Consider the following 25,842-nt stretch of genomic DNA (forward strand, 5'->3'; position numbering starts at 1 on the left):
CCGCTGTTTTTTTATGTTTTCATCAAATCTGCGACCAATATATACCGCTCCGGCGCTGAACCGATAAAGTCAAAAGGATAGCAGGTGGAAACCGTCAATGTCGCTCTCGGCTTCGGTACAATCACCGTCCGGTCATCCGCATCCACGATTCGGACCTTTTTCACTTTGTATGTAAAAGTTCCGTAGGAAGCTTCAACGATTAACTGATCGCCTTTCCCCACTCGGCCGAGTTTTCGGAAAACCGTATCCCGGTGGCCTGATAAAACCGAGTTGTCATCTTCTCCAGGCAGAACCGATCCTGCGAAATGGCCTACACCTTTTTGCAGCTCGTCTTCATCTGTCCCATGATATATCGGAAGCCTTGCATTGATTTTCGGAATAACAAGATCACCGATTTTCTCCCCGGTTTCAAATGTTTGATCAATGACCGTCTTTTCTTTTTTCGTCGTCTGAATCGGAGGTTTTTCAGGCTTTTCCTCTTCTTTCATCTGCTGAAATGAAAAAAGAGCATAGCCGTGCATCAGCTTAAACACATTCGTTGTTGTAAAATAAGCGCCGCATGCAACCATCGCAATGGCTATGAGCCAGATGATCTTTTTTCGATGTGCCTTAATTTCCTTTCACTCCTTATAAAAACTTCCCATTCTAAACATACTTAGAATGGGAAGTGAAATGTTAAGCCGCTTTGCGAAGCCTTCTGACCATGAAGAATCCGCCAACCATCAGAACGGCGCCAAAGATCGACCATTCCGCGTAATGCCCGGCCGTTTTTGGAAGCTTTGCACCTTTAACCGTCTTTTTCACATGAGATTTCTGTGTATCATGTTTGACAGCCGTTTTGGTTTGCTTCACTTTTGACCCTGTGTCATGAATTAAATCAGATCCGATCATTTCAGGCGTCAGCAATACATCCAAAATGAAATTGCCCTGCAGATCGTACACTTCCACCAGAAGGCTTGCTCCCTTCAGATCTTCCGCACTGACAAGCGTTGTCAAAGACACTTCTTTTTTCTTTCCGTCTTTTACAAGATAATATTTCGTTTTCACTTCAAGCGTCTTCTGAAGATCGTTTAAAATGGACAGCATTTCAGCGATATCTTGAGCTGACAGCTCTGATACAGACTCGAAATCGGCTACCGCTTCAAGACGTTCTCCAAGAGCCATCAAGTCATTTTCAAGGTTCGGATTGTTATCGCGCACTTTTCGGAGATGATTCACGAGTCTTTCCCACTCCTGATCATCCACACCTAATTCTTGAAACATGTTCCCGATCTGAAAATCGTCTTCTTCATATGTCACGGTGAAAAGCGCATCGTCCAATTCGTATTCAAACATAAACACGTCGAGAATGTTTTGGCCGCTTTCCATATAGCCATTTTCAACAAAAAGGTCAGCCGCTTCTTTTTCGCTCAATCCGTATTCTTTTAAATAAGATGCCAAAAGCTTTTTAGTCAGCTTTTGCCCTAAAAAGTCTTTCAACTCTTCGACTGACTCAAAATCTTTTAAACTCTCATCATATGTATCCTGCAAATAGGTTTCCAATTCCTTTTCTGTCATTCCTATTTCTTCAAGGTACTCTTTAAGCTCGGCCTGTTTCGGCGCGGCAAAAGCCCCTGCTGCCGGCACTAAAAACAAGATGCAGACCAATAATGGCATCAGCCTTTTTTTCATTTCGTATGACCCCCTAAATTTATCTTTCATTTTGATTATAGTGGAAATATTTTAAAAAACATGTATTGTAATTAAAAATCTTTTCGTCTATAATATTTTGTTCTTTTTCCTGTTTAAACAGGCATAATCTTTCCCTCTATTGAATGTAATATAGTAAAGCGAATAGAGGAGGTATACAAATGAATCCTTACTATATGATGCTCTTATGTTACGTCCTATCGATCATCCACTTTTTAATAGGCTACCGGGAAGCCCTGAAAATAAGCGGAGCTGACGGGCTGGTCAACGGAACCGCAATGATCTCCTGTATTCCGCTTGGCGCGGTTTTCGCTTTTTTCGCGCACTTTTTTTGGAAAATGACGATTTAATTTCAGAAATGAATTTTTCACCAACAAACTTATATTTCGGCGTTATTCACAGACAGCGGCAGTTTATGCTATGATTAATAGAACTTCAATTTACAAAAAATTCACAAAGATTGGAGGGAAGAGAATGGCCAAAGCCGTGGCTTCTCAAGAAGTCGCCAATATGCTGAACGACTGGTACATACTGATGAAAAAACGAGACATTTCAGGTTCAATCGAAATGAAAGATGACATAGATAAAGCAATTGAAAAGATGGAAGATGATCATGACGTTCTTCTCTATTATCAAATGCTGGATTTTCGCTTAAGGCTCCTTCTTGAAGATATCTCCCAATCTTCCACCGAAAAATTGGAAGCCATCAGTTTTCAAGACAAAGATCCAAAAAGTACGGACGACAAGCTGAATTATTATTTTTACCTGTTCAAAGGGATTTATGAAGACTACAAGCAAAACCATACAGAAGCGCTTAATTTTTTCAGAATAGCGGAAAAAAGGCTGAACGTCATTCAAAATGAAATTGAAAAAGCCGAATTTCATTATAAAATCGGTGTTTTGTATTACAACTTAAAAGCGACATGGCTGTCGATTCACCACATCAACATTGCCTCCGGCATCTTCCAAGGGTATGACGGGTATGCCAAGCGGGTCATCAACTGCAAAATGCTGATCGGGCTCAATTATATTGACCAATTTAAGTTTGCCGAAAGTGAAGTATTGTTAAAGGAAGCAATTGAAAAAACCGAAAAAATCGGCGACCAATATCTTTTGCCTTATACCTACTATAATATGGGCTTTTTGAAGAGTAAGGAAGATAAACACGAAGAAGCGCTGAAGTATTATAATAAAGCTTTTGCAATCAAAGACTTTGAAACGAAAGCCAAGTATGCTTACCTTCTTTGTGTATATGAAAACACAAGGTCTCTTTTCAAAACCAACGATCCCGACCAAGCTTTTAAATGGATCGACACAGGCTTTAAAAAAGCTCAAGAAGTGAATAGCGAAATTTTCGAATTAAAATTCAAAACTTTATATACATTACATTCCGATTGTCAGAATAAACTGGAAGTAATCAAGGACTTTATTCACCAATTGGAAGATAAAAAAGCATGGGTTGATCTGGAGGAATTGCTGATGGACGTAGCGAATTACTATAGGGAAAATAAGTTATACGAAGAAGCCATATATTTCTACATTAAAACAGACAAGGCTAGTAAACTTGCCGGAAGAGGAGGAGAATAGGATGAAAAAACTGTTGTTTGCTGTATTTGTATTAGGCACTGTTTTCAGCTTTTCATTTGCAAATCACGCTCCTGAAGCGGCTTCTCAAAGCAATGAGATGCTTTTAGCTTCTCGTGGAGCAGGCGGGTGACTACATTCTCAAAATACCCATTCAGACAACTGCTGAATGGGTATTTTGCACTTTACATTCATATTCAGGAGTGATCGATATGGGAAAGAAAGTACTGCTGACAGGTTTTGACCCCTTCGGGGGAGATACGGTCAATCCGTCCTGGGAAGCTGTAAAACGGCTGAACGGAGAGGTAGTCGAAGACGTTTCTATCGCAGCGGAGCAAATTCCGACCGTTTTTCATCATTCAGCGGCTGTTTTGGAACAAGCGATCGAAAAGCATGACCCCGATGTCGTCATTTGTGTAGGACAAGCAGGCGGCAGAGCTCATATTACACCGGAACGCATCGCAATCAATATTGATGACGCCCGCATTCCGGATAATGAAGACCGGGAACCGATCGATGAACCCATCGCGGCACACGGGCCTGCAGCTTACTGGTCCGCGCTTCCGATCAAGCTCATTGTGAAAGAGTTGAGAAAAAACGGAATCCCGGCCTCTGTCTCCAATTCAGCGGGAACTTTTGTATGCAACCATCTCTTTTACCAGTTAATGCACCGTATAGACCGCACCTCGGCGAACATCCGCGGAGGGTTCATCCACATTCCCTTTCTCCCCGAACAAACAGTCGATAAACATGAGCCGAGCCTCAGCCTTGAAACGATCGTCGAAGGACTGAGGATAGCTGCGGTCACTTCCGCCCTTCACGAAAAAGACATTCGCGAAACCGGAGGCTCGCTCAGCTGACACCGAAGCCGCTTGATCCCTTGGCCGCTTTCACTCGGATTCTTGTACATCTTTGTGTGTTTTTCTTGAAAAAAGTAAACACTATAAGAAAAACAGGTAAAAGGGTGAACACGGATGCAGAAATCCTATGCCGTTTTCGGGCTCGGCCAGTTCGGCGGCAGCCTTGTGAAAGCCTTTCACGCAAAAGGGGCGGAAGTTTTAGGCATCGACAAATCAGAAGAAAAAGTAAACGAATATTCTGCTTATGCAACCTACACCATTTGCGCCAATGCCGTTGATGAAAATACATTGAAACAAATCGGAATACGCAACATCGACCACGCATTTGTATCATTCGGCGATGACATTGAAGCAAGCATTCTAACCTCGCTTTTGCTGATTGAAATGGGCGTCCCCAAAGTATGGACGAAAGCACAAAATGACTATCATCAAAAGGTTCTGCATAAAATCGGCGTCCATCGTATTATTCATCCTGAAAAAGATATGGCCAAGCGGATAGCCAGCCATATCACGTCGGAAAAGATGATCGATTTTGTTGAGCTGTCGCCAAACTACAGCATCGTCGAAATTGTGGCAACTAAAAAGCTGGACAAAAGAAGCCTGGGGGAAATCGATGTCCGCGCCAACTTCGGCTGCAACATCGTCGGCATAAAAAGGGACGGGCATTTCATCATCGCACCGAGTGCTGATGACATGATATATGAAAACGATATTTTGATTGTGATCGGGCAAAACAAAGATATTGAGACCTTTGAAAAAAAGGGCGATTAACCGTGAAGTTTAAACAGATTCAATTAAGCCCGTCCCAACTGCTCGTGCTCGTGTTTTTATTTTTTATCATATTAGGAACCCTTTTATTGAAGATGCCAGCAGCAACGCCCAAACCCATAGGCTGGATTGATACGCTTTTTACATCGACCTCGGCGATGACTGTTACCGGTTTAGCCGTCGTTGATACAGGCACGGATTACACGATGTTCGGTCAGCTCATGATCCTCGTTCTCATTCAGCTCGGGGGACTCGGCATCATGTCATTTGCGGTGCTTATTTTTATCATGCTCGGGAAAAAAATTGGCCTGAAAGAACGGCTGTTGATTCAGCAGTCACTCAACCAAACTTCTTTAGGCGGGATCATTAAACTTATCAAGAGTTTGTTTATCTACTCCTTTGCGATTGAAATGCTGGCGATGCTGATACTGGCTGTCAAATGGGTTCCTGAATACGGTTTCGCACGCGGCTTCTACTACAGCCTGTTCCATGCGGTTTCCGCCTTTAACAATGCGGGATTTTCCATATGGCCGGACAGTTTAATGCGGTATGAAGGTGATCCGCTCGTCAACCTGGTGATTAGTTTTTTGTTCATCATCGGCGGGATCGGGTTTACCGTATTGTCCGATTTATGGCATAAGCGGAGCTTTAAAAAGTTGAGCCTTCATTCGAAATTGATGATATACGGTACGTTTATCATCAATTTGGCAGCCATGATCTTCATCTTTCTGCTTGAGTATCAAAATCAAAAAACGCTGGGAATGCTTCTGCTAACTGAAAAACTTTGGGGCGCTTATTTTCAGGCCGTAACCCCGCGAACAGCCGGATTTAACACGACAGACATCGGAAGCCTCCGCGAAAGCACGATCACGCTTTTGCTCCTTCTTATGTTTGTTGGGGCGGGGAGCGCATCGACCGGCGGGGGGATCAAGCTGACGACGTTTCTTGTTATTCTCCTGTCGGTGATCACTTTTTTAAAGGGCAAAAAACATATTTCAATAGCAAAAAAACGCTGAAAGACCATTTGATCATCCGTTCGCTCGCTATTTCAACAATCAGCGTGCTGTTGATTTTAACGGCCGTCTTTATTTTAAATATGACAGAACCTAAACCGTTTTTGGCGATTTTGTTTGAAGTCGTATCAGCCTTCGGTACGGTCGGCCTCTCAATGGGGATTACGGCCGACCTGTCCCCTACCGGAAAGATGCTGATAATTTTCATTATGTTTCTCGGAAAACTCGGGCCGCTCACATTGGCGTTTTCGCTGGCCAGACCTGAACGGGAAAACATCCGCTATTCAAGCGAAGATATTTTGACCGGATAAAGCGCGGACTTTAAAGCGCCTTGTGCGTTTTCCCTTTCACAGCCGGGACGGTGTTTTTCCGCTTGCTTTGCGAGGCCATGAACAGGATGATGCCTGAAAAAATGACCGCTCCGCCGATCACCTGCGTCATCATGACGGATTCGTCTAAAATCCAATACGCCAGCGCAACCGCTCCGACAGGTTCAAATAAAATCGCCACAGAAATCATATTGGTGCTCAGCCATTTCAGCACCCAGTTAAACAGCGAGTGGCCGAGCAAAGTCGGAATGACGGCAAGCAGGAAGAAGTACCCCCAATCTGACGCAGGATAAGAAAAAAAGGCGGCGCCCGAAAACAGGCAGTATAGACATAAGGTGATGGCGCTGATTCCATACACAATAAAAGTGTAAACAGTTAAACTGTGGCGTTTTCTGACATGCTGTCCAAACAGCAGATATGCCGTTACAAGCGCGCATGCCAAGAGTGCAAGAATGTCGCCGTAGAGCGCCTGACCGCTAACTTTGAAATCCCCCCAGCTGATGTACACGCTTCCGCCGATTGCGAGAAGCGCACTGATGATCCCAGCGAATGACACTCTTTCTTTAAATAAAAAGTATGTACCGATAAAAGAAAAAATCGGCTGCAGCGTAACAAGAACAACCGAGCTTGCCACAGACGTGTATTCAAGCGAGCGAAACCATAAAATAAAATGAAATGCCAAAAAGAACCCCGCTGCCGCTGAAAACAGCCAATCTTTTTTCGAAAAACTCAAGACTTCTTTTCTTTTTCCCCAGAAAAAAGGAAAGATCAGCAAAGCAGAAAAAAAGAGACGATAAAAAGCGATGATTCCAGCATCAGCTGTTGACAGCCTGACGAAGATGGCGGAGGAAGACACAGCCAGCACCCCGACCACTAATGCTATATACGGATACAATGTTGTTCTCAAATGAATCCTTCCTTCTGTTCATTTTTTCTTAAGCATATCCGATGGCGATGCGAAAATCGAGTGTTTTTTGGTTATTTTACCAGCCAGTAATATGGTACAGTAAAAACAGGAGGGGATATGATGAGCATTTTTAATGAAGCAAGAAAAGAACTTTGGAGCGAGATTCAAGGCCTGTCAGACGAAACGCTGAATAAAAGGCCCGCGGAAGACGAATGGAGCATTCAAGAAGTGATCGACCACCTGAAAAAAATCGACCTGATGGCACTTCAAATCCTGAAGGAACAAATCAAGCATGCACCGGTTAAAACAATCGAAGATAAACCGGTTCATCAGTTGGAAGACAGAAGCTCCAAGCGAAAGGCGCCTCCATATGCAGAGCCTGAAAGAAAAACGGCTGATGCTTTAACCCTCAAAGCTGAGCTCGACAATGTCAGAACACAATTAACTTCAGTCATCGCTGCCTTTCATGATGAAGACTTTCAAAGGGTGCTGCCGCATCCGATTTTCGAAGAGCTTACGGTCAGGCAGTGGCTCGACTTCATCGGCCATCATGAAAGAAGACATATTAAACAGATCAAGGAAATCAAACAGAAACTATTGTAATACGCGGAAAGCCCCGGCTTTAGAGGCTCGGGGCTTTTTATCCGCTTAGGCAAACGATCTGGCGTCTTTCATGGCAGCAGGCGAATACGACCACACTTCTGCCTGGTCGCCTTGATGGATCAGGCCCGGGCGTTCGACGACGCAGACGATCCCCCTTCTTCCCATCGCATGGCGCACGAAGCGCGAAGCAAGCTTCGGTTTGTCGGGAAACTGCTCCTGAATGACTTCTCCGGGTTGAATGCACGGCTCATTCTCACCCTCGCTCAACAGAGAGGCGCCGCTTGGGAAAACGATTCTGCTTCCTTCTCTTAATGAGGTTAAATCAGGCAGTCCGCTTAATGCGATATTGGCCCCGAGCCATTCCGGAAGGACCGCAGGAATGTTCAGCCGTCCGGCAATCTCAAGGCACTCTTCTACCGAGACAATCGAAATCTGCCTCCTGTTGAAAATCTCCGTTCCTCTTTTATACATCGGCTCCCTTGCCCCGGCTTTTTTCGTCAATCCAAAATGCAGGTCACCCGGTATGCCCCCGTAATCGATCGCGATCTTTGCCTGTTTCTCTGTCACAAATGACGGTGTGTCCGCTATGTATACGTTCTCCGCAACAGCCGTGCGCTTCTTCCACATGCAACCCATCCCCTTTTTTCAAGATGTGATTTATTTTACAACGCTTCCCTTTTTTTCTCAAATTGAGAAAGCCCGCTGTACGCTCACACAGCGGGCTTAACGCATGTCTTTATACAGTTTTCGGCGTTAAATTAAAGCAGCGTTTGTAAATCCAATTGTACGCTTTTTCGTTCAGGTCTCTCGGGTTTCCGACCGTTTGCGGATCTTTCATTGCTTCTTTTGAAAGGCGGTCGATCATGTCAGATGATACGCCTTGCTCTTCAAGACTAGGAATCTCCAAATCTTCCACAAGCTGATACATCCAGTTCACTGCAGCTTTAGCTGCTTCAACTGTAGACATGCCGCTTGTGTCAATTCCGAACGCTTTTGCAATGCGGGCGAATTTTTCAGGGTAGCCTTTCCAGTTGTATTCCATTACAGGACCCATCATTGCTGCCACACATTGGCCGTGCGCAACAGGAATGATTCCTCCGAGCGTCTGGCTCATCGCGTGAGCAGCGCCTGCAGATTCGCTTCCGTAAGAAAGACCTGCAAGCATAGCCGCCTGCGCCATGCCGTATCTCGCTTCAAGATCTTCGCCATCGGCAAATGCTCTGCGGATGTAATGTGCGCCGTATTCGATCGCAAGAAGGGCTACAGCGTCAGTAATCGGCTGGGCAAATTTCATCGTATAGCACTCGATGGCGTGAGCCAAAGCGTCAACGCCGGTCATCGCTGTGACGTGCGGAGGCATTGATACATGTAATTCAGGATCGATCACTGTTAAGTGAGCAGCAATCAGCGGGCCGCCCGTATTGAATTTAAATTCGCGCTCTTCATCTGTGATAACCGCCCATTGTGTAACTTCTGAGCCGGTTCCGGCAGTCGTCGGGATCGTTGTAAGCGGAGGAATCCGGTTTTCAAGCGGCTTTTTTCCTTCTGCAGCTTCATAGTCAAGGACTGAGCCTTCATGAGTGGCTTCGACTCCGATCGCTTTTGCCGTATCCATTGAGCTACCGCCGCCGACTGCGACAAGGCCGTCGCAATTTTCTTCAGCATACAGCTTGGAACCTTCAGCGACAAGACGGACAGGCGGATTCGGCTCGACTTTATTAAAGACGACAACTTCTACGCCTGCTTCCTGAAGGGATTCAACGACCGGGTTTGTTACACCGGCTTTGTAGATGCCAGGGTCTGTGACAAGCAGCGCTTTTGAAACGCCAAGCTTTTTCACTTCTTCACCCACATGTTTAACGGCTCCGATTCCGTGCTTAATGACGGTCGGGATTTCAAACGTGTGGAATTTGTTCATCGCTTCTACTTTCATATTTAAAGTCATGAATCATTTCCTCCTTCTTATGCTTTAAACCAATTGACAGCCGCCGGTTTCGCATTGCGGTAGACGTGCTTCACTTCTGTGTATTCTTCAAGGCCCATGCGGCCAAGTTCGCGGCCGATGCCTGACTGCTTGTAACCTCCCCAAGGCGCTTGTGCGAAATAAGGGTGGAAGTCATTGATCCAGACGGTTCCCATGCGCAGTTTAGAAGCGACGCGTTCCGCTTTTTCGATGTCTTTTGACCAAACGGCGCCGGCAAGGCCGTAAATCGTATCGTTTGCAAGTGAGACAACTTCTTCTTCTGTTTTGAATGTTTCAACTGTTAATACAGGACCGAATACTTCTTCCTGAACGATTCTCATATCTGATGTACAGCCCGAGAAGATTGTCGGCAGATAGAAGAAGCCATTTGCAAGTTCAGGGTCCTCCGGACGTTTTCCGCCTGTTTCCAGCTTGGCACCTTCCTTCAGGCCGATTTCCACATATTTTTCAACTTTGCTGCGGTGTTCAGCTGAAATGAGCGGACCGCTCTGTGTCTCCTCGTGGAATCCGTTGCCAAGTTTGATTTTTTTCGCACGCTTGACAAGCTCTGCGACAAAGTCGTCATGAATGGATTCTTCAACGAGAAGACGAGCCCCCGCGGAGCAAACCTGCCCTGCGTGGAAGAATACCGCATTCAGCGCCTGGTCAACCGCAACGTCAAAATCTGCGTCTTTAAACACAATATTCGGATTTTTCCCGCCAAGCTCAAGCGCAATTTTTTTCACATTCGTACTTGCAGCCTGCATGATTTTCTTTCCGGTTTCAATTCCGCCGGTGAAGGAAATTAAGTCGACGTCTGTATTTCTGGCAAGTTCATCGCCGACAGTGGCTCCGGGGCCGAGAACAAGGTTGGCAACCCCTTTAGGCACACCGGCTTCTTCCATCAGCTTGAAGATCTTAATGGTTGTCAGCGGTGTGATTTCACTTGGTTTAACAACGATCGTGTTGCCCGCTGCCAAAGCCGGAGCGATTTTCCAGCTTGCCTGCAGAAGCGGATAGTTCCACGGTGTGATCTGTCCGCAGACACCGACCGGCTCCCTGACAATTTCGCTTTTAGATTCGGGAATCGGTGAAGAAATGACTTCTCCGCCATCTTTATCAGCAAGCCCTGCATAATATTGAAATACGTTTGCAATATCATCCATATCGGCTCTGCTTTCTTCAAGCGTCTTGCCGGTATCAAGCGATTCAAGTTCTGCCAGCTCTTCGTGGTCGCGTCTGATCAATTCCGCGATCTTTAATACAATGTTGCCTCGTTCAAGGCCCGGCGTATTCGCCCACTCGCCGTCGTCAAATGCGCGGCGCGCTGCGGCAATCGCCCGAACAGCGTCTTCTCTGTCTCCTTCACTGACGGTTTCAATATGCTCTTGATTGTAAGGATTGATAATTTGGCGAGTCTCGCCTTTTTTGGCGCCCACCCACTTTCCGTCAATGAAAAGTGTTTGACTCATAAAAGCAGCCTCCTCATTACGCAAAGTTTGTTAAATAAAAATTTAACGTTTTGAACACTTTGAATTTATCATGCGCCATTTTTTGTGTCAAAGGAAATCAGGCTGATTATTTTTTTTGAATTTTATGTGAATGCAGAGCTCACATGGGCTGAGGCTTTTTGAAAAAAAATTTTGATTTTGACATTTGAATTTCTTTCGTTAAGATAAAGAACATACAGAAATAACTTAACAAACTTAACGCGGATTTCAGATCAATCCCCGATTTTTCGGGGGGCATTGAATCTGCAATGCTGATGTTCCGCTCCTGTGAAAGGAGGCAAGTTATGGACAATCCCCGTGATCTTTCAGCAAAAGAAGCGATCGCACAGGCAAAGGATCTTGTCATTGATTCAATCGCAGAAACAATGGATCTGTACGGCATTACCCGGAGTGCGGGTATTTTGTACGGAACAATGTACCTTTCGGATGAAATGACACTGGACGAAATGCGGGAAGAACTGCAAATGAGCAAGCCCAGCATGAGCACAAGCGTGAAAAAGCTCCAAGACTTAAACGTCGTCAAAAAGACATTCCATAGAGGAAGAAGAAAACACAGCTTTGTTGCTGAAAAGGATTTCTTCAAATTTTTCACAAGCTTTTTCCCGCAAAAATGGGAAAGGGAAGTCAAAGTGAATCTCATGGCCATTCAAGACGCTCAAAAAGCATTGGAGGACATCGTCGAAAGCGATGGGCTTGACGAAAGTATAAAAGAAGAAGCGAGAACTCTTTATGACCAGTTGGAACATTCAAAACCGTATTATGACTGGCTGCTGAAACTCGCGAAATCTGTTCAATCCGGAGAGATCTTTGAGTTTATACCGATTGATAACAAGAAATAAAAAGGTTTTATCCGCTCTGAAGTCAGCAATTTGCATACTTCCCAGAGTGGCGCAAAACCTTTTTCACATTTTAATTTTAAGAAAATTCAAAAAATATTTTCGGAGGCGATGTGCATACATGAATTATGCTGAGAAGAAAAAAAACTGGATCAAATTAGGTATTTTTATGCTGTTTGCGGGAGGCATACTCGCGTATATCGGCATTTCGAATGCAGACATTCATTGGGGCGGCTTTATCTCGATGATGATATTCTTTGCTTTCACCTATTATTTAGGCGCATTTTACGCAGCAAAGAAATCAAATTCTTTTTCTGATATGATCGTGGCAAAAAGGAGCATGCCGTTTTTCGTCGGAATGGTGACGATGGCCGCAACATGGGTCGGCGGCGGATATATTAACGGAACGGCTGAATCGGCTTACAGCGACGGCCTCATCTGGGCACAGGCGCCTTGGGGCTACGCATTGAGCCTGATTATCGGCGGTATTTTCTTCGCTAGAAAAATGCGCCGTCATCGATTTATGACCATTATCGATCCTCTCGAACAGCGCTTCGGTAAGCGGATGGCCGGCGTTTTATATATACCGGCGCTGTTAGGAGAATTGTTTTGGAGCGCCGCGATCTTAACGGCATTGGGCACGACTTTCGGAATGATTCTGAATATCGATTTCCAAACGTCGATTATTCTTTCGGCGATGATCGCCATCGCTTATACGGTGGCCGGAGGCATGTGGGCAGTCGCTTTCACAGATGTCTTCCAAATGATCATCATTTTGCTCGGGCTGTTTTTAGTCGTCCCATTTGTATTGTCAAATGTCGGTTCTCTCGATAGCGTATGGGCAAATTACAGGCACGATTTCGGCAGCAGCGCCAATCTGTTTCCGCCGTTGGACGGCTGGAAAAACCCGGAATGGGGAAACCTGTTTTGGAACTGGTGGGATAATGCGCTCCTCTTAATTTTCGGAGGTATCGCATGGCAGGTGTACTTTCAGCGCGTTCTTTCGGCAAAATCAGAAAACGCCGCCATGTGGCAGTCGATTATTGCCGGAGTGATCTGCATCATTGCCGCCATTCCGTGCGTGATCATCGGAGCTGCCGGAAACAGTGCCGATTGGAGCCTGTTCGGAGCGAACGCTCCGGATAACCCTGCGATGATTTTGCCGCAAACGCTTGCGTATTTAACGCCAGGAATCATCGCAGGACTCGGCTTGGGTGCAATCGCAGCAGCCGTCATGTCAAGCATGGACTCATCGATTCTATCGGCATCATCAATGGCCGCATGGAATATTTACCGTCCGCTCATCAAGCCGAAGGCCACCCAAAAACAGCTGCAAAAAGTCGTCAAACGCTCAATCGTTTTGTTCGGCGCGGGAGCAGCTATCATCGCGCTGAATGTCAAAAGCGTTTATACTTTATGGTATTTGGCTTCAGATTTAGTTTATTGCATTCTTTTTCCCCAGTTAACAATGGCCCTCTTTTATAAAAGAGCAAACCTGTACGGGTCAATTGCTGGATTTGCAGTTGCAGTCATTTTGAGGCTCGGCGGCGGTGAACCCGCATTTGGCATCTCACCGCTTCTGCCGTATCCGATGATTGAAGACGGCACAGTCCTCTTTCCTTTCCGGACAATGGCTGCAGTCACAGCATTTATGACGATCTTCGTTGTGTCCGAATTGACGCAGCGCAAATGCCCTCCTAAACAGCTTGTACTCCCCCAAGAAAAACAGAAAGACGATCGCGCGGCTTAAATAGAAAAAACGCCCGGCCCCGGGCGTTTTTCTTGATTCGTGTTTATTTTTTCACGGCATGAATGTAATGAATCGTTTCAAAGGCTGACAGATCATCTTTTCGATTTTTAAAATAACGCTCTTGAATATCTGACGGTGATAAATGCTCATAAACGAGCAGTCCGGATTGCTCCAGCATTTGCTGCATTTCCTGATACGAATAGCATGACTTCATCGGTTCTCCGCCTGCTGCTGCCATTTTCACCATATTTTCCACCCTGTTGGAGAAACCTTTCTCTTTAAACAGGTTTTCATCCGCATAATCGAAAACGATCGAACTCCCTGAAGGAAGATCAGCCATTAATTGCCCGAGCAGTGTTTCGGTTTCTTCCTTTGTTAAGTAGTAAGAAACGCCCAAAAAGCTGAAGAACGTTTTTTTGTTAAAGTGAAAACCCTTATCAGCCAATTCTTGATATGAAAACGACTTGGCAAAGTCCAAAGGAATAAAATGAAGGTGGCCCGGGATGTGAAAACCGGCTTTGTTCAGCCTTTCCTTTTTCCATTTCTGTGTCGCCGGGTGATCAATTTCAAAGATATCAATTTTGTCCTTTAACTCTAGGTTCCGAAAACAGAAAGTATCCAGCCCTGCCCCAAGAATCACGTACTGTTCTGTCCCAAGCCGAATCTCACGATGGAGCACTCTTTCGCAATAAGCGGCACGGGCGAGCGGCGTCGGAGAGAGCTGAACTTGTGTAATCCATTTTAATATTTCTTCATCGTCTCCCTCGTATTTTTCCGCTATATCTTTGTTGAAGAACTGTATGCCTTGAATGAAGTTGTTTTTGATATCAGTAAATTCTTGTTGGGAAATGAGCGTTTTGGCTAGATTGTCATCAAAAATTTTTGGTTCATCATATTGGCTGTGATAAGCTCTGCCAAAAGCCGAAATAAGAGACGTTACACTCGATTCATCTTTTTTCATGTCGTACACTCCTTCATCAAACGCAAAAAAATAGGATTCTCCTGGCCAGGAGAATCCTATTATACACACCAATATTCAATTAGTAAATTATAGCATAAATAAATTTTTTTGTCAAGAAATTGCACTTTTTCTATTTTGATTAATGATCGAGAAACCGGCCTGTGAGTATGGGCAAACTACACGTATAACAGCGGAGTCGACTTTTTAAAAATCTCGCCGTCTCTTATATAAAAACGAGGGACGCGCCAGCTTATTGTAGATACCACTTCATAGTTGATCGTATCTAGCATTTCCGCAACTTCATCCACGGATATTTCAGCTCCCTTTTGCCGGCCGTAAATCACGACTTCCTCTCCTTGTTTACCTTCACTCTCTCCCAGACTGACCATTATCATATCCATTGTTACTCTTCCCGCCACCGGCACCCGTCTTCCGCGATGAAGAATAAATCCGCGGTTGGAAAGTTCACGGGAATAACCGTCAGCATAGCCGACCGGAATCGTGGCAATGACTTCCCCGCGCTCCGCAACATATGTAGCGCCGTAACTAACGGTTCGCGGTTCTGTCAACATGGTTTTCACATAAGCGATGCGCGCCTTCAAGCTTAGTGCAGGCACAAGCTTAACGAGATTGAGCTGCCTGATATAATCGGAAGGATATAATCCATACATTCCGATGCCTAAGCGAATCATATCAGCGCTGAATTCCGGAAAAGCGATCGCTGCAGCCGTGTTGTTCATATGGACGGTGGGCAGCTTAAAGCCTTGCTTTTTCAGAAAGCGGAGAAAGCGGAGAAACTTTTCATGCTGCAGCATGGTTAGCTCAGTATCCGGTTCGTCAGCTGTTGAAAAATGCGTAAAAATCCCTTCCCACCTGAGGTTTTCACTCGCCGTCAGCGCTTCCACAATTGCTAAAAGTTTTTCTTTTGTTCGTACACCTAAACGCCCCATACCGGTATCCACATTGATATGAACAGCCAGCCGGTTAGGACTTGCTTCTTTTTCCAATATCTCGTTCGCTTTTTTTATCCAATCAACCTGAAATGCTGACAATTCAATATTCCAAGCTGCCGATTCTTTCACACAGCTAAGCGGGGTGAAACCAAGTACAAGGATCGGTGCTTTAATCCCTGCTTTTCGTAAAACGACCGCTTCCTCCACCGAGGCAACGGCAAGCTCACTAGCGCCATGTTCAAGTGCATGGCGTGCCACTTCTACCGAGCCATGACCATATGCATTCGCTTTTACGACAGCCATAATCTTGCTCCTCTTCGGAATATGCCGCCGAAACGCGCGCAAATTTTTTTTTATCGCATCAAGGTTTACTTCTACCCAAACTTCCCGGCAAAGCTTTTTCATCAACGCTCCCTTCTTTCTTGTCAAATAGTATTCAACTCATTTAGCCGTTCGAAAATTGCCTGGATGCTTTCTATCTCATTCTTATTCAGCTTCGGTTGAAATCATTCAGTCAGTAATCGTTAGAGGATCGGTCGAAGGCAGTCAGAAAAGAAATAAGCTGGATGCCGCGCCGTGCAGACTGTAAATCGAAGGTTTCCCCTTCTGCTGCCCTACGAAAAACGGCTCAGAGCTATATAAAGGAAGCGCAAATCTGTCAATCCCTTTTAAACTGTCTTATTAAGGTTCCGGTTATTTTATCAATTTGATATATTTTCAGCGTCCGTGTCATAAATTTCGATATACACGACCTGTGAAGGGAGCTTTTCACATGAAAAGAACAGCCGGCACTCCAGCCTGGTACAATCACGTGCCGCACCCAATAAGAAACGATGGTGCGGGCGCGACCGATTTTGGCCCCCGCGACGTGATGCGGGATTTAGAGAATCCCGACATGTTCGTTCCTCCAAAAACAGATGCCGGAGCAATCCCTAATTTAAAGTTTTCTTTTTCAGACACACATATGCAGTTAAATCATGGCGGCTGGTCGCGTGAAATAACAGCCCGGGAGCTGCCGGTGTCAACGACGATTGCCGGCGTCAATATGCGGCTGACACCAGGCGGGGTTCGCGAGCTGCATTGGCATAAGCAATCGGAATGGGCTTACATGATTTTGGGCCATGCACGCATTACCGCCGTCGATCAGGACGGCCGAACCTTTATCGCCGATGTCGGCCCCGGGGATTTGTGGTTCTTTCCCGCCGGAATACCGCACTCGATTCAAGGGCTTGAGGATGGCTGCGAATTTCTCCTCGTTTTTGATGACGGGAACTTCTCCGAGTTCGATACCTTCACGATTACAGATTGGTTCGCACACACGCCGAAAGATGTTCTGGCCGCAAATTTCGGTGTACACGAAAGCGCCTTCGCCCGAATCCCTGACAAACAGCGGTACATCTTCCAAGCAAAAGTGCCGGGACCGCTTGAAAACCAAAAAGTGCCGGACCCGTATGGAACCGTCCCAAAAAGCTTCGCATACAGGCTGTTTGCACAAAAGCCTATCGTAACACCGGGCGGAACGGTACGAATTGTTGATTCTTCAAACTTTCCAATTTCGACAACGATCGCCGCCGCACTCGTCGAAATCAAGCCCGGCGGAATGAGGGAAATGCATTGGCACCCGAACAATGATGAATGGCAGTACTATATCTCAGGGACAGGGCGAATGACAGTATTCGCGGCGAACGGAACTGCCCGGACCTTTAATTACCGGGCGGGGGATGTCGGGTACGTCCCGTTTGCTATGGGGCATTACATTCAAAATACAGGCAGCGAAAGCCTGTGGTTTTTAGAAATATTCAAAAGCAGCCGCTTTGCGGACATTTCATTAAATCAGTGGATGGCGCTGACCCCGAGAGAGCTGGTTGAAGAGCATTTGCATGTAGGACCTGAGCTGATGAACGCTCTGCGAAAAGAAAAGTGGCCAGTCGTCAAATATCGTACGGACGGATAGGCCATGAACCTGAAAAAAATGGATCGCGTAAAAAAGCAACAAAAAAACCCTTGAATCATCAAGGGTTTTAAAGATGGAGCATAGCGGGCTCGAACCGCTGACCTCTACACTGCCAGTGTAGCGCTCTCCCAGCTGAGCTAATGCCCCGTATATTTGAGACATGATTTATTATAGATGGAATTTTGGAGAAAAGCAAGGGGTTTTTGTTGTGAAAAAGAAAATGCTCTGTTAGCCGGCATTTTCTTTTTCACCTAGACAATCTATCGCTCTAATTTTTCAAAGCAGAACTGAGTAAACCTTTCAGACAAATCCAGAATGTCATCTTTCCTTGCCAAGGCAGCGATCCATTCTTCTGGGTGGGATGCCTTCCATTCAAAAGATTACATTTCACGGGGCGGAAAAACCCCACATAGGTACTTTAACTTCTTCAATTTTTTCAACTTCACTTTTTCCTACCCATTTTTCATATTCAAATCTTTCAACTTGAACAAATCCATATTTTTTGATAATGTCCGGGCCATGTAGCCCACTTCCAATTAAGAGCCTATTGTCTTCCTCACGAAAAACAGGAAACTCAAGACCATTAATAATTGCTTGGTATCTTACATCATAAACTGAAGAAATATGTTCTCTTCGAACTTGTTTACAATAATGTCCATTCCCACCTAAAACAAAACCAAATTGCATTGATACGGGATCTTTGGTAAACAATTCATAGTTTTCTTGATCATGCTGAATAATTTCGTACTCTTTATCATTGTATAACGCCCAAACACCATTTCTCATAGAGCTACCTCCATCTATTCATTAACTGAAATGAGTCTTTTTCATTTAACACTATATATCCCAATAAGTTTCTTGCTTTGATTAGTGGTCTCATAAAGTTCTGCACCTTCATGCATAGGTTTTCTGGTATCATTGCGATATTCAGGAATAGTGATCTTTACTCTCTGTCTCCATAACCCCAACCTTATGTAGTTTCAATTAAAATCGACCATCTATAAAAGATAGATGGCCGATTAAAGATTCATTATGAAAGAAAAGTATTTATGTCTCCTTCAGAGAAATTATTTGCTATTCCTTCGGTTTCCAACAAGTTTTTCACTTCATTTTCAAATTGATAAAGCAAATAAACTTTTTTGAACGCAATAAACAATGCTCTTTGATTTTGGATTGCTACTGTAGATTGAATCACATTACCTTTATCGTTGACAAAAGAGACAATCGAACTTGTTTCGTCTTCCTTCTCTAGCATAATCGCTCTATTTTTTACTTGTGATTGTCCCAAAGCAAATAAAGAAGCAGGTATCCCTAATATAGACATTGCTTCAAAAAGTTTACTATGATCAAATGTAGGTCCACCTAGATCCAACTCTTCATGTTCTATCACAAAAAGCTGAAACTTTTCTAAAAAATAAAAAGAAGATAACCTATCCAATAAAAAGTATTTCGCCCCTTCAACTTTAGTGTCAAATTCTTTTGTTATTTCCAAATAAGGGTTGTTTTGTCTTTCAACCATAAACAAACCATAAACCCATTTGTCTTTGTCTTTCTTCAATATATAAAAATTTTCATACGGAGCAACATTCTCTTTAATACAACTATCCTCAAGAGTAGTTGATTTCCCCAGCTTATTCAAAATTTTATGAACCTGATTAATATACACTAAAAGTCCACCTCTTATGGGATACCCCTTATATATTCCAATTTCAATAAATTCTGATGAACCCTGCGTTGTTGACCTTTTGCTTTCAATCCCCCGAGCTGCGTACGGTTTTCCAGACGCTGCTTTTATCTTTTAAAGATTTAATTTCTTCGTTTAAAGAGGAAACAATTCCGATATACAAAACGCATGGAGTCTGCCCTACCCATGCGTTTTTTGTACTATTCATCAAATAAAAATCATTATTCTTTTATCTTATTCAATCGGTCCCATGATGCAAACCTAAATAATAGTATTCCACTTAGAGTTTAGCCTTAAGTTGCACAGAAAGCTTTTTCATCTCACCATATTCATCAGGTATCCATTCTTTTATTAATTATTTAATATCATATTTTTCTTTGATCTTCATTAATAATTCTTCAATAAGCTCTTTCTTCTCAGGATTTCTTTCTATATAAAAATTACATGCCGCACTTATATACTGATACAATTCATCATAACTCACAATATCGTAATCATCGTCACCGTCGCCAGAATAAAATAAAACTTTATTTTGTCCAAAGTATTCCTCTTCATCTTGTTCATATTCATCTGAATAAATTATTCCATTATACTCACGACGCTCTCCCTCTTTATTTTTAAATTCTTCTAAATGTCGTAAAAATTTATGTCCATTTACATAAAGGTTCAAAACATCTATAACTGCCTCTTTAGTCAAATTATTCTGTTTCATCATCTCAATAAATTCTTCATATACGTTCATACTAATCCACCCATTCTAATACTGGATAAGCATTCTCTATTTCTCCAGTTTCTGAATTCATAATGCCTTCAAATTTTAATTTTTCTCCATTATATTCTGTTTGTCCTTGTATTTTTATCTTCTTTTGTTTTAATAGAGGAATTTCCCTTTTATTGCTTAACCCTTCGGCCATTGCCTTTTTACTTAAATTTATCATTTCATCATCCGAAATAATCTTTGGATCATACACTGTCTTTTTATACATTTTGTCTTTATTAGGTATTACTTTGTATTCACCCGTTCCATTTTTTCCGGTATAGTCCATTTTTTCGTACTTCACTTTATATTCAATATCAAAAACTCCTTCTATACTTGGATGTTCTTTCTTAACAACAGTCTCCAACTCATACTTGTTAGAATTACTATCAAAATAATTCCTAAACTCATCATAATTATGTCCACCACTAACACCATTACGTTCAGTAAACTTTTTAACGGGTCCTGTCGTATGTTCGACATAGTAATCTTCTTTATATTTAAGGTTTGTCGTACCCTTTGAAACACTCTTCCCAGCCTCAATCTCCTTCTCAACCCGCTGAATCGAATCCTGCATCTTCGCTTTCGAAGCCTTATGGGCGTCGTTGACGTGGGCGGAGTAATTGGACCCTTTTCGGACGAGGGTGCCGCCGGCCCCTGCTTCTGCACCGCGTGCAATATCGCTCAATGCGTCGGCGCTTTTGGCGAATTGTTTTTTAATGGCGAAGCCTGCGTCGCTGAGTCGGTCTTGAGCCTTCAGCCCATTCACCTTTATGCGGTTCGCCCAGATGTTTTTGCTGTCTTTAAGAGATTGTACCACATGTTCTGTTTTGCTTGAAATTTGGCCGATTGTGGCTACGCTTTTAAATGAACCTTTCGCCGCGGCTGCCCCTGGAATGATGTCAAGGGCGCCGAACACGCCTCTTTCAAACCTTTCGCCTGTGTTTAACTCCCGTTGTGTCATCCAGTCTTTTCCGGTTGCGGCGCTCGTAATATTGGCTCCTCCGTAGGCGACGGCCACCGTGAGACCTGCCGGTGCGCAAAAGATGGTGAGCACGATAATGCCTGCGCCGGCCAGAAGATCCCGCCACAATTCCTGATTCTTTTGGACATCACCAATTGATTCGTATTCAAATCCGCGGGAAGAGGCAATCGCTTTCATGTATTCTTCATACGATAACTCAATGTCGGGGTGGTTGATCTGGAATTCTTCAAATTCTTTACTCAGTACGTGATCAAACGATTCTGAGTCTTTGAAGATATCATTTACGCTCACTTTCGCTTTGTCGGTTTCGACCGCTTGTTTGGACATGCCGTATCCGACGTAAGTGGTTTCCTTGGAGCCGATCCGGTTCACGGTGGTGTAATTATGTATGGTCAGTCCGCGCATTTTTTCGGCGAACGCGTCTATTTTTTTATAAAAAGGGCTGTCAATGTGATCTTCCACCAAACTGCCGGCTTTCAGGCAAAAGTCAGCCAGCTTTTGATAATCTTTAAACAGTTCCTCGATCTTGCTTTTTTTACTGGTGTGGGTAAAGCTGATCGACCTGTCGCTGTCCTTGTCTTTGATTTTGGATTCGATATCTTCCAAGAGATCATTGAGTTTGATAAGGCCGGCTTTCATACCGCCGCCGTATTGGCCGCCCGTCAGCGCATCAAGACCGTCTTTCATGCCCTGCCATTCTTCCGGTACGTATTTCACATCCATTTAGATGATCGCCTCATTTCTATTTCTGAATCTTGTAGAGTTTTTGGAGCTCTTTATCCGTTTCATACATTTTCTCCATCGCGTAACTGACGATGTGGGAAGCAATACAGTAATTATCAAACAGTTCCATCGTCTTGCCGAGAATATCTGCGTAGCTTTCAATCGCTTTTGATGCCTGTCCGGCTTTATAAAAATCGGATTCTGAGAGGTTTTTGATTTCCTTCTGAACCCCTTCTGTATAAATATCGCAGATGCTTTTCAGCTTATTGGAAATGGTGATCATTTCTTCAAACTCGAGATGGATGTTCGTGCCGCCGCCTCCTGCTCCGCCTTCTGCATTCATATCATCGCCCTCCCTGCTCTGAAATTGATCTGCAGTGCATCATAGATCCGGTTGTTCATGATATAAAGGCTGATCCATTCATATCGATCATTTAAAGGATCAACCGAGATGAAGTCTTCGCCTTTTGTAAAGTAAAGTGTTGTCGTCTGGAAGCCGGGGTCTGCCGGTTTTAGCTGTGAGGCAAGCTTGAACGTTTCCACAGCTAGAACTTCTTTTTCGTCAAGATTCATTGCCCTGACTTCCGCTTTTTCAGCGGCGCTCATCGGTTTTGTCAAAAAAGCGCGGTCTTGATCACGCGGCTCTCTTACTAAAAATGACACCTTGGAAATGAGCGATAAATAAACTTCACGCTTTTCCAAATAATCTAATGTGTACCCTTTGCCCGGGCTTATTTCAGTCAGAGCGATAACGCGCTCTTCGTCGTCCGGCAGAAATGCGCACATGACGTTATTAAAGCGCACGTATTCTTCGCTTTCTTGATAGTGCTTCAACAGCTTAATCAGAAAAAAAGCGGTCTTGGTCAGCTTGCCTTCCTTTAAAAGGATGCCTTTTTCAATCAGGCTGTCCTTTGCTTTGACTGCACAATCCGGCTCGACCAAGGCCAGCTGTTCGCGTTCCGGAAGACCGAATATGTAGGAAACTCCGGCTGCTCCTGCTAAAACATAAAGTTCTGCCGCCGACAGCGTATCTGCTTTCACCTGCATGTCATTCTCCTTCCCTGTTTATAAGTTTTTGATTTCCTGCACTTCACTGAGCTGCGAAAAACCGCCGATGTGTTTTTCCAGCGCATCTAATGCAGCGGTATGCTCTTTCAAGGCGTCTTTCATATCGGCATTCAATTCAATAATCAGCTCAAGGTAGCTTAAAAATGCGTCACGGGTTTTTCCGCTCCATTTGCCGCTTTCGACGTACGCTTTCAATTCCTTTGCTTTTTTGAGCGAGTCGCCGACATGTTTTTCGATCGCTTTCGCATGGGAATGCGCTTTTATTGTTCCGTTATGTGAAATTTTCACAGTCTCTCCGCTTACTTTCGGATTGGCCGCTTGATAGTTGTAGTATCCATATCCATCCATGATTCGGCTGTTCCTCCTCTTCTACGCCTTTTGCTCTTCAGCTTCAGCTTTTGCTTTATAATACTCCCACTTGCTTTTCGCCTTCGTCTTGGCGCTTTGGATGTCATCAACCATATCTTTAAAATGCTTGACCAATTCCTTCAACTTGGCATCCTTTTCATGGCGGGTATCCTCAAATTCGTGTGAAGGGATTTTCAAGTCCGGGAGATTGCTATGATACGCATTCAGGCTCGCATCAATATCTGCTAGTTTCGTTTTAACTTCGCTTTCTTTATCAGATAAAAAGTCGTATAAATTTTTATACTCGTCCCGTTTTCGTTCATTTTCCGTGTAGGATATGTGCAAAAAGTTGCCTACTGAATCCCAAAAACCTTCGCTCAAAGCAGCTTCCCCTTTCATTTATCCTAGTCAATAAAAACTATTTTCCTCTAGTGGATGATATTGTAATAGATTTATCTTACAGGATGGTCCTAGATGAATGAATAGGTTAAAAGGATTGTTTTTTGTTATAAAAAAATAAAACCACCGGACATCAAGGCTTTTTTATAAGCAAAAGGAATTAGTCTATTTTCCCTCCTCTTTCAACTGATCATTTCCTGAGAAATATTTTCTTTTGAAGAACATTCCATTATAATGAACTTGGTTGGATTTTACATCGTGAAAGGAGAAGCGCCATGCGTGAACATAAAGGATGTATCAAGTGTGGAAGCACAGATGCTGGGCAAAAAGAAATCGCGACGACCGGCACCGGCCTGTCAAAGCTGTTCGATGTGCAGCATAACCGCTTTCTTGTTGTTTATTGCAAAAACTGCGGGTATTCAGAGCTGTACAATAAACAATCTTCAACCGCCGGAAACATTCTCGACCTGTTCTTTGGAGGATGACGGCCCGAAAGGAGAAACGGTTATGGGGGAAAAATACGGTTCATTGATTGCCATATTTATTTTGGCTTTATGTGTGCACTCCAATATCGTCGTAGAACATTCACTCTTACAGGCGATCATAAAAACAGTTTCACTATTTGTGATGATCGCTTCGGCGCTTGCAGCATTTGTCAAAGGCATCAGACAGCCGTCATAATTGTAGGGAGGGGGCTTTAGTCATTCCCCCGCTCCCCGTGATTTGACTAAATCGAGGATCCATTCTTTTATATCGACAAAACGATTGTATGCCGGCTTTGTATCGGTTCCGGTGATGATCATGGAGACAAGGGTGTCCTGCTTATGCAATGCACCGTGGCTGGCTCCTCCGACGTGCGTCGGCGACCCTTCGCCGATAAATTCGTATCCAGGCTTTGCATTGGCGATCAAATAATCGCCTTCATGCGAAAAAAATGAAGTGTACAGTCTGGCCAGCGCGTCAGGAAATTTCCCGTATGAAATGCTGTTCCGTTCGACTGTCAAATCGAGAATGTGTACATCCCCTTCCAGCGTCCATGTTTGTCCAAATTCATCCGTGTATTTGCCTCCTGGCCGGAATGTGAGCTTCCCGTGCTGCTCCCCCGAAACGACCTCAATTGAATCCGTTTCATTTTTCCAGCTGATGATGTCGATCCTCTCATCCTTTTGCAGAATGTCCGCGATCCTCTTGAGCGGAAGCTTCGCTTTATCGAGCGAATAGATAAATGCCATTCTTTCGTTAACGGCAAGAACGATGTCGTCATCGTCCGTCACGCCTTTCTTTAATTTCACAATGCGAAAGGCGTCCAAAAGGCTTCTCAAATCAATCAATGCTTCTTTTTTATTGTCGCTGATCCAGGCCTGTCCGTTATCCCCCATCACGATCCAAATGTGATCCTTTAAAGCGGCTTCCCATGACGGAAAGCTGTCTAAAATCTTTTGAACATGCCGGTCGGCTTTCGCCACCCCCGCTGCGTCGTTCCTCCCGTGTTTATGTACGTGCTGGTCGAGATCGGGAAAATAGACGAGTGCAAGGGACGGTACTTTGTTCGTTCGGATTAGATGAACCAATTCATTCGTTGAAAACCGGTCATTAAAACCGAATTTTTTGAAGAGCGAGCGATTTGCCGGATTCACTTTTGAAAAACCCCCATACGAGAACAGCTGGGGTGCGTTGATTTTGACTGATTGGTTTAATCCGGAAATCATTGAAAAAAGAAAGGGAACCTGTAAATAGCCGTCCCGGCTCCCCCTGTGCAAAAGCGCATTAATCGAGCACGTTTCAATTCCTTTTTCATCAAGCTCTTCGTGAAGCGTCTTCACTTGTTGGCTTAAATGAACCTGGTTCAGATTGTAAAAGATGTCTCTGGAGGATTGTTTGATGCCTAATTTCACAAGCTCTCGAATATGGCTGCCATAATTGATGATCCGTTTTTCCTTCGCGTTGTACCATACAAGGCCCGGGACTTTGTGGCGGTCGCTGTACACTCCTGTAAGCAATGTGCTGTCAACATTGACAGACATCGTCGGAAAAGGGCTGATTACATCAGGCACATAACGCCCGTTTTCCAGCAAATATTGCAGTCCAGGAGCCTGTCCGTTTTTCACGGCTTTTTTAAGCGGTTCATCCATTAATGAATCGATCAGCAACATGACGACTGATTTCTTGCGGCTCTCAGACATCGTTCTTCCTCCTT

General features: G+C 44.2%; 28 protein-coding genes, 1 tRNA gene and 1 pseudogene. 12 read left to right on the forward strand and 18 right to left on the reverse strand.

Features of this window, described 5'->3' with window-relative positions; translation table 11 throughout:
* Window positions 1-11: 11 nt before the first annotated feature.
* Window positions 12-569 carry a class D sortase gene (locus MKX80_RS16730; RefSeq protein WP_154999682.1) on the reverse strand — a complete coding sequence of 186 codons (558 nt, stop codon included), beginning with the start codon at window positions 567-569 and terminating at the stop codon, window positions 12-14.
* Window positions 570-675: 106 nt separating this feature from the next.
* Complete coding sequence (locus MKX80_RS16735) at window positions 676-1,671, reverse strand: processed acidic surface protein (protein WP_154999680.1); 996 nt, start codon at window positions 1,669-1,671, stop codon at window positions 676-678.
* Window positions 1,672-1,850: 179 nt separating this feature from the next.
* Here MKX80_RS16735 and MKX80_RS16740 point away from each other — a divergent pair, with 179 nt between their 5' ends.
* The 6 genes and pseudogenes from MKX80_RS16740 (at window position 1,851) to MKX80_RS16765 (ending at window position 6,225) form a co-directional block, all read left to right on the forward strand.
* Window positions 1,851-2,039: a hypothetical protein gene (locus MKX80_RS16740; protein WP_003184678.1), complete on the forward strand. Its 189-nt coding sequence runs from the start codon at window positions 1,851-1,853 to the stop codon at window positions 2,037-2,039.
* 124 nt (window positions 2,040-2,163) lie between these two features.
* Window positions 2,164-3,276, forward strand: coding sequence for a tetratricopeptide repeat protein (locus MKX80_RS16745; protein WP_154999679.1), 1,113 nt, complete (start codon window positions 2,164-2,166; stop codon window positions 3,274-3,276).
* A gap of 1 nt (window position 3,277) precedes the next feature.
* Window positions 3,278-3,406, forward strand: coding sequence for a hypothetical protein (locus MKX80_RS16750; RefSeq protein WP_261763686.1), 129 nt, complete (start codon window positions 3,278-3,280; stop codon window positions 3,404-3,406).
* A 79-nt stretch (window positions 3,407-3,485) separates the two neighbouring features.
* Window positions 3,486-4,133, forward strand: a complete 648-nt coding sequence (gene pcp, locus MKX80_RS16755) for a pyroglutamyl-peptidase I (RefSeq protein ID WP_154999678.1) — start codon at window positions 3,486-3,488, stop codon at window positions 4,131-4,133.
* A gap of 114 nt (window positions 4,134-4,247) precedes the next feature.
* A complete protein-coding gene (locus MKX80_RS16760; protein WP_154999677.1) occupies window positions 4,248-4,904 on the forward strand; it encodes a TrkA family potassium uptake protein in 657 nt (218 codons plus the stop codon).
* A 2-nt stretch (window positions 4,905-4,906) separates the two neighbouring features.
* A pseudogene (locus MKX80_RS16765) lies at window positions 4,907-6,225 on the forward strand (TrkH family potassium uptake protein).
* Window positions 6,226-6,235: 10 nt separating this feature from the next.
* Here MKX80_RS16765 and MKX80_RS16770 read toward each other — a convergent pair.
* Window positions 6,236-7,150 (reverse strand): DMT family transporter, encoded by a 915-nt coding sequence (locus MKX80_RS16770; protein WP_154999676.1) that lies wholly within the window; start codon window positions 7,148-7,150, stop codon window positions 6,236-6,238.
* Between the two features lie 117 nt (window positions 7,151-7,267).
* Here MKX80_RS16770 and MKX80_RS16775 point away from each other — a divergent pair, with 117 nt between their 5' ends.
* Window positions 7,268-7,753 (forward strand): DinB family protein, encoded by a 486-nt coding sequence (locus tag MKX80_RS16775; RefSeq protein WP_154999675.1) that lies wholly within the window; start codon window positions 7,268-7,270, stop codon window positions 7,751-7,753.
* 45 nt (window positions 7,754-7,798) lie between these two features.
* Here MKX80_RS16775 and MKX80_RS16780 read toward each other — a convergent pair whose 3' ends face one another.
* From MKX80_RS16780 to betB, 3 genes are all read right to left on the reverse strand, one after another.
* On the reverse strand, window positions 7,799-8,380 hold the full coding sequence (locus tag MKX80_RS16780; protein ID WP_154999674.1) for an MOSC domain-containing protein: 582 nt from the start codon (window positions 8,378-8,380) through the stop codon (window positions 7,799-7,801).
* Window positions 8,381-8,489: 109 nt separating this feature from the next.
* Window positions 8,490-9,698, reverse strand: coding sequence for an iron-containing alcohol dehydrogenase (locus MKX80_RS16785; RefSeq protein ID WP_154999673.1), 1,209 nt, complete (start codon window positions 9,696-9,698; stop codon window positions 8,490-8,492).
* A gap of 17 nt (window positions 9,699-9,715) precedes the next feature.
* Entirely contained in the window at window positions 9,716-11,188 is a 1,473-nt protein-coding gene (gene betB, locus MKX80_RS16790) for a betaine-aldehyde dehydrogenase (protein WP_182070162.1), read from the reverse strand.
* 323 nt (window positions 11,189-11,511) lie between these two features.
* On the opposite strand from betB, the gene MKX80_RS16795 reads away from it, so the two are divergent.
* Together MKX80_RS16795 and MKX80_RS16800 are read left to right on the forward strand one after the other, a co-directional pair.
* Window positions 11,512-12,066 carry a GbsR/MarR family transcriptional regulator gene (locus MKX80_RS16795; RefSeq protein ID WP_154999671.1) on the forward strand — a complete coding sequence of 185 codons (555 nt, stop codon included), beginning with the start codon at window positions 11,512-11,514 and terminating at the stop codon, window positions 12,064-12,066.
* A 118-nt stretch (window positions 12,067-12,184) separates the two neighbouring features.
* Window positions 12,185-13,813, forward strand: coding sequence for a sodium:solute symporter family protein (locus MKX80_RS16800; protein WP_154999670.1), 1,629 nt, complete (start codon window positions 12,185-12,187; stop codon window positions 13,811-13,813).
* A 43-nt stretch (window positions 13,814-13,856) separates the two neighbouring features.
* Here the strand turns inward: MKX80_RS16800 and MKX80_RS16805 are convergent, their stop codons facing one another.
* Together MKX80_RS16805 and alr are read right to left on the reverse strand one after the other, a co-directional pair.
* Window positions 13,857-14,774, reverse strand: coding sequence for a class I SAM-dependent methyltransferase (locus tag MKX80_RS16805; protein WP_154999669.1), 918 nt, complete (start codon window positions 14,772-14,774; stop codon window positions 13,857-13,859).
* A gap of 176 nt (window positions 14,775-14,950) precedes the next feature.
* The gene (alr, locus tag MKX80_RS16810; RefSeq protein ID WP_154999668.1) at window positions 14,951-16,132 is read right to left on the reverse strand and encodes an alanine racemase; all 1,182 of its coding nucleotides are present in this window, start codon (window positions 16,130-16,132) and stop codon (window positions 14,951-14,953) included.
* A gap of 367 nt (window positions 16,133-16,499) precedes the next feature.
* Between alr and MKX80_RS16815 the strand changes: the two genes are divergently transcribed.
* Window positions 16,500-17,681 (forward strand): oxalate decarboxylase family bicupin, encoded by a 1,182-nt coding sequence (locus MKX80_RS16815; RefSeq protein ID WP_268343073.1) that lies wholly within the window; start codon window positions 16,500-16,502, stop codon window positions 17,679-17,681.
* Between the two features lie 74 nt (window positions 17,682-17,755).
* On the opposite strand, the gene MKX80_RS16820 is transcribed toward MKX80_RS16815, so the two are convergent.
* The 9 genes from MKX80_RS16820 to MKX80_RS16860 form a co-directional block, all read right to left on the reverse strand.
* Window positions 17,756-17,828 (reverse strand) — tRNA-Ala (locus MKX80_RS16820).
* Between the two features lie 240 nt (window positions 17,829-18,068).
* On the reverse strand, window positions 18,069-18,467 hold the full coding sequence (locus MKX80_RS16825; protein WP_234112199.1) for a hypothetical protein: 399 nt from the start codon (window positions 18,465-18,467) through the stop codon (window positions 18,069-18,071).
* Between the two features lie 244 nt (window positions 18,468-18,711).
* Entirely contained in the window at window positions 18,712-19,347 is a 636-nt protein-coding gene (locus tag MKX80_RS16830) for a hypothetical protein (RefSeq protein ID WP_234112200.1), read from the reverse strand.
* Window positions 19,348-19,720: 373 nt separating this feature from the next.
* Window positions 19,721-20,107 (reverse strand): ribonuclease toxin immunity protein CdiI, encoded by a 387-nt coding sequence (gene cdiI / locus MKX80_RS16835; RefSeq protein ID WP_154999663.1) that lies wholly within the window; start codon window positions 20,105-20,107, stop codon window positions 19,721-19,723.
* Between the two features lies 1 nt (window position 20,108).
* Window positions 20,109-21,830 carry an EndoU domain-containing protein gene (locus tag MKX80_RS16840; RefSeq protein WP_234112201.1) on the reverse strand — a complete coding sequence of 574 codons (1,722 nt, stop codon included), beginning with the start codon at window positions 21,828-21,830 and terminating at the stop codon, window positions 20,109-20,111.
* Between the two features lie 19 nt (window positions 21,831-21,849).
* Window positions 21,850-22,173 carry a hypothetical protein gene (locus tag MKX80_RS16845; RefSeq protein WP_003184717.1) on the reverse strand — a complete coding sequence of 108 codons (324 nt, stop codon included), beginning with the start codon at window positions 22,171-22,173 and terminating at the stop codon, window positions 21,850-21,852.
* Complete coding sequence (locus MKX80_RS16850) at window positions 22,170-22,877, reverse strand: DUF5081 family protein (protein WP_234112202.1); 708 nt, start codon at window positions 22,875-22,877, stop codon at window positions 22,170-22,172. The genes MKX80_RS16845 and MKX80_RS16850 overlap by 4 nt, the downstream gene beginning before the upstream one ends.
* 18 nt (window positions 22,878-22,895) lie before the next feature.
* Complete coding sequence (locus MKX80_RS16855) at window positions 22,896-23,246, reverse strand: WXG100 family type VII secretion target (RefSeq protein WP_234112203.1); 351 nt, start codon at window positions 23,244-23,246, stop codon at window positions 22,896-22,898.
* Between the two features lie 21 nt (window positions 23,247-23,267).
* Window positions 23,268-23,627, reverse strand: a complete 360-nt coding sequence (locus MKX80_RS16860; RefSeq protein WP_154999660.1) for a hypothetical protein — start codon at window positions 23,625-23,627, stop codon at window positions 23,268-23,270.
* Window positions 23,628-23,920: 293 nt separating this feature from the next.
* Between MKX80_RS16860 and MKX80_RS16865 the strand changes: the two genes are divergently transcribed.
* Window positions 23,921-24,130, forward strand: coding sequence for a zinc ribbon domain-containing protein (locus MKX80_RS16865; RefSeq protein WP_003184724.1), 210 nt, complete (start codon window positions 23,921-23,923; stop codon window positions 24,128-24,130).
* A 22-nt stretch (window positions 24,131-24,152) separates the two neighbouring features.
* The gene (locus MKX80_RS16870) at window positions 24,153-24,326 is read left to right on the forward strand and encodes a hypothetical protein (RefSeq protein ID WP_176276300.1); all 174 of its coding nucleotides are present in this window, start codon (window positions 24,153-24,155) and stop codon (window positions 24,324-24,326) included.
* Window positions 24,327-24,346: 20 nt separating this feature from the next.
* Here the strand turns inward: MKX80_RS16870 and MKX80_RS16875 are convergent, their stop codons facing one another.
* Window positions 24,347-25,828: an alkaline phosphatase family protein gene (locus MKX80_RS16875; RefSeq protein ID WP_154999658.1), complete on the reverse strand. Its 1,482-nt coding sequence runs from the start codon at window positions 25,826-25,828 to the stop codon at window positions 24,347-24,349.
* Window positions 25,829-25,842 lie beyond the last annotated feature (14 nt).

Origin of the sequence: Bacillus sp. FSL K6-0972 (genome assembly GCF_037976035.1) — a bacterium.
GTDB lineage: Bacteria > Bacillota > Bacilli > Bacillales > Bacillaceae > Bacillus > Bacillus haynesii.

Excerpts from the sequence above, each read along its gene's own strand:
- MKX80_RS16730 (WP_154999682.1), bottom strand. The coding sequence starts at position 569 with ATGGTTGCATGCGGCGCTTATTTTACAACAACGAATGTGTTTAAGCTG.
- MKX80_RS16735 (WP_154999680.1), bottom strand. The coding sequence starts at position 1,671 with ATGAAAAAAAGGCTGATGCCATTATTGGTCTGCATCTTGTTTTTAGTG.
- MKX80_RS16740 (WP_003184678.1), top strand. The coding sequence starts at position 1,851 with ATGAATCCTTACTATATGATGCTCTTATGTTACGTCCTATCGATCATC.
- MKX80_RS16745 (WP_154999679.1), top strand. The coding sequence starts at position 2,164 with ATGGCCAAAGCCGTGGCTTCTCAAGAAGTCGCCAATATGCTGAACGAC.
- MKX80_RS16750 (WP_261763686.1), top strand. The coding sequence starts at position 3,278 with ATGAAAAAACTGTTGTTTGCTGTATTTGTATTAGGCACTGTTTTCAGC.
- pcp (WP_154999678.1), top strand. The coding sequence starts at position 3,486 with ATGGGAAAGAAAGTACTGCTGACAGGTTTTGACCCCTTCGGGGGAGAT.
- MKX80_RS16760 (WP_154999677.1), top strand. The coding sequence starts at position 4,248 with ATGCAGAAATCCTATGCCGTTTTCGGGCTCGGCCAGTTCGGCGGCAGC.
- MKX80_RS16775 (WP_154999675.1), top strand. The coding sequence starts at position 7,268 with ATGATGAGCATTTTTAATGAAGCAAGAAAAGAACTTTGGAGCGAGATT.
- MKX80_RS16780 (WP_154999674.1), bottom strand. The coding sequence starts at position 8,380 with ATGTGGAAGAAGCGCACGGCTGTTGCGGAGAACGTATACATAGCGGAC.
- MKX80_RS16785 (WP_154999673.1), bottom strand. The coding sequence starts at position 9,698 with ATGACTTTAAATATGAAAGTAGAAGCGATGAACAAATTCCACACGTTT.
- betB (WP_182070162.1), bottom strand. The coding sequence starts at position 11,188 with ATGAGTCAAACACTTTTCATTGACGGAAAGTGGGTGGGCGCCAAAAAA.
- MKX80_RS16795 (WP_154999671.1), top strand. The coding sequence starts at position 11,512 with ATGGACAATCCCCGTGATCTTTCAGCAAAAGAAGCGATCGCACAGGCA.
- MKX80_RS16800 (WP_154999670.1), top strand. The coding sequence starts at position 12,185 with ATGAATTATGCTGAGAAGAAAAAAAACTGGATCAAATTAGGTATTTTT.
- MKX80_RS16805 (WP_154999669.1), bottom strand. The coding sequence starts at position 14,774 with ATGAAAAAAGATGAATCGAGTGTAACGTCTCTTATTTCGGCTTTTGGC.
- alr (WP_154999668.1), bottom strand. The coding sequence starts at position 16,132 with ATGAAAAAGCTTTGCCGGGAAGTTTGGGTAGAAGTAAACCTTGATGCG.
- MKX80_RS16815 (WP_268343073.1), top strand. The coding sequence starts at position 16,500 with ATGAAAAGAACAGCCGGCACTCCAGCCTGGTACAATCACGTGCCGCAC.
- MKX80_RS16825 (WP_234112199.1), bottom strand. The coding sequence starts at position 18,467 with ATGAGAAATGGTGTTTGGGCGTTATACAATGATAAAGAGTACGAAATT.
- cdiI (WP_154999663.1), bottom strand. The coding sequence starts at position 20,107 with ATGAACGTATATGAAGAATTTATTGAGATGATGAAACAGAATAATTTG.
- MKX80_RS16840 (WP_234112201.1), bottom strand. The coding sequence starts at position 21,830 with ATGGATGTGAAATACGTACCGGAAGAATGGCAGGGCATGAAAGACGGT.
- MKX80_RS16845 (WP_003184717.1), bottom strand. The coding sequence starts at position 22,173 with ATGAATGCAGAAGGCGGAGCAGGAGGCGGCGGCACGAACATCCATCTC.
- MKX80_RS16850 (WP_234112202.1), bottom strand. The coding sequence starts at position 22,877 with ATGCAGGTGAAAGCAGATACGCTGTCGGCGGCAGAACTTTATGTTTTA.
- MKX80_RS16855 (WP_234112203.1), bottom strand. The coding sequence starts at position 23,246 with ATGGATGGATATGGATACTACAACTATCAAGCGGCCAATCCGAAAGTA.
- MKX80_RS16865 (WP_003184724.1), top strand. The coding sequence starts at position 23,921 with ATGCGTGAACATAAAGGATGTATCAAGTGTGGAAGCACAGATGCTGGG.
- MKX80_RS16870 (WP_176276300.1), top strand. The coding sequence starts at position 24,153 with ATGGGGGAAAAATACGGTTCATTGATTGCCATATTTATTTTGGCTTTA.
- MKX80_RS16875 (WP_154999658.1), bottom strand. The coding sequence starts at position 25,828 with ATGTCTGAGAGCCGCAAGAAATCAGTCGTCATGTTGCTGATCGATTCA.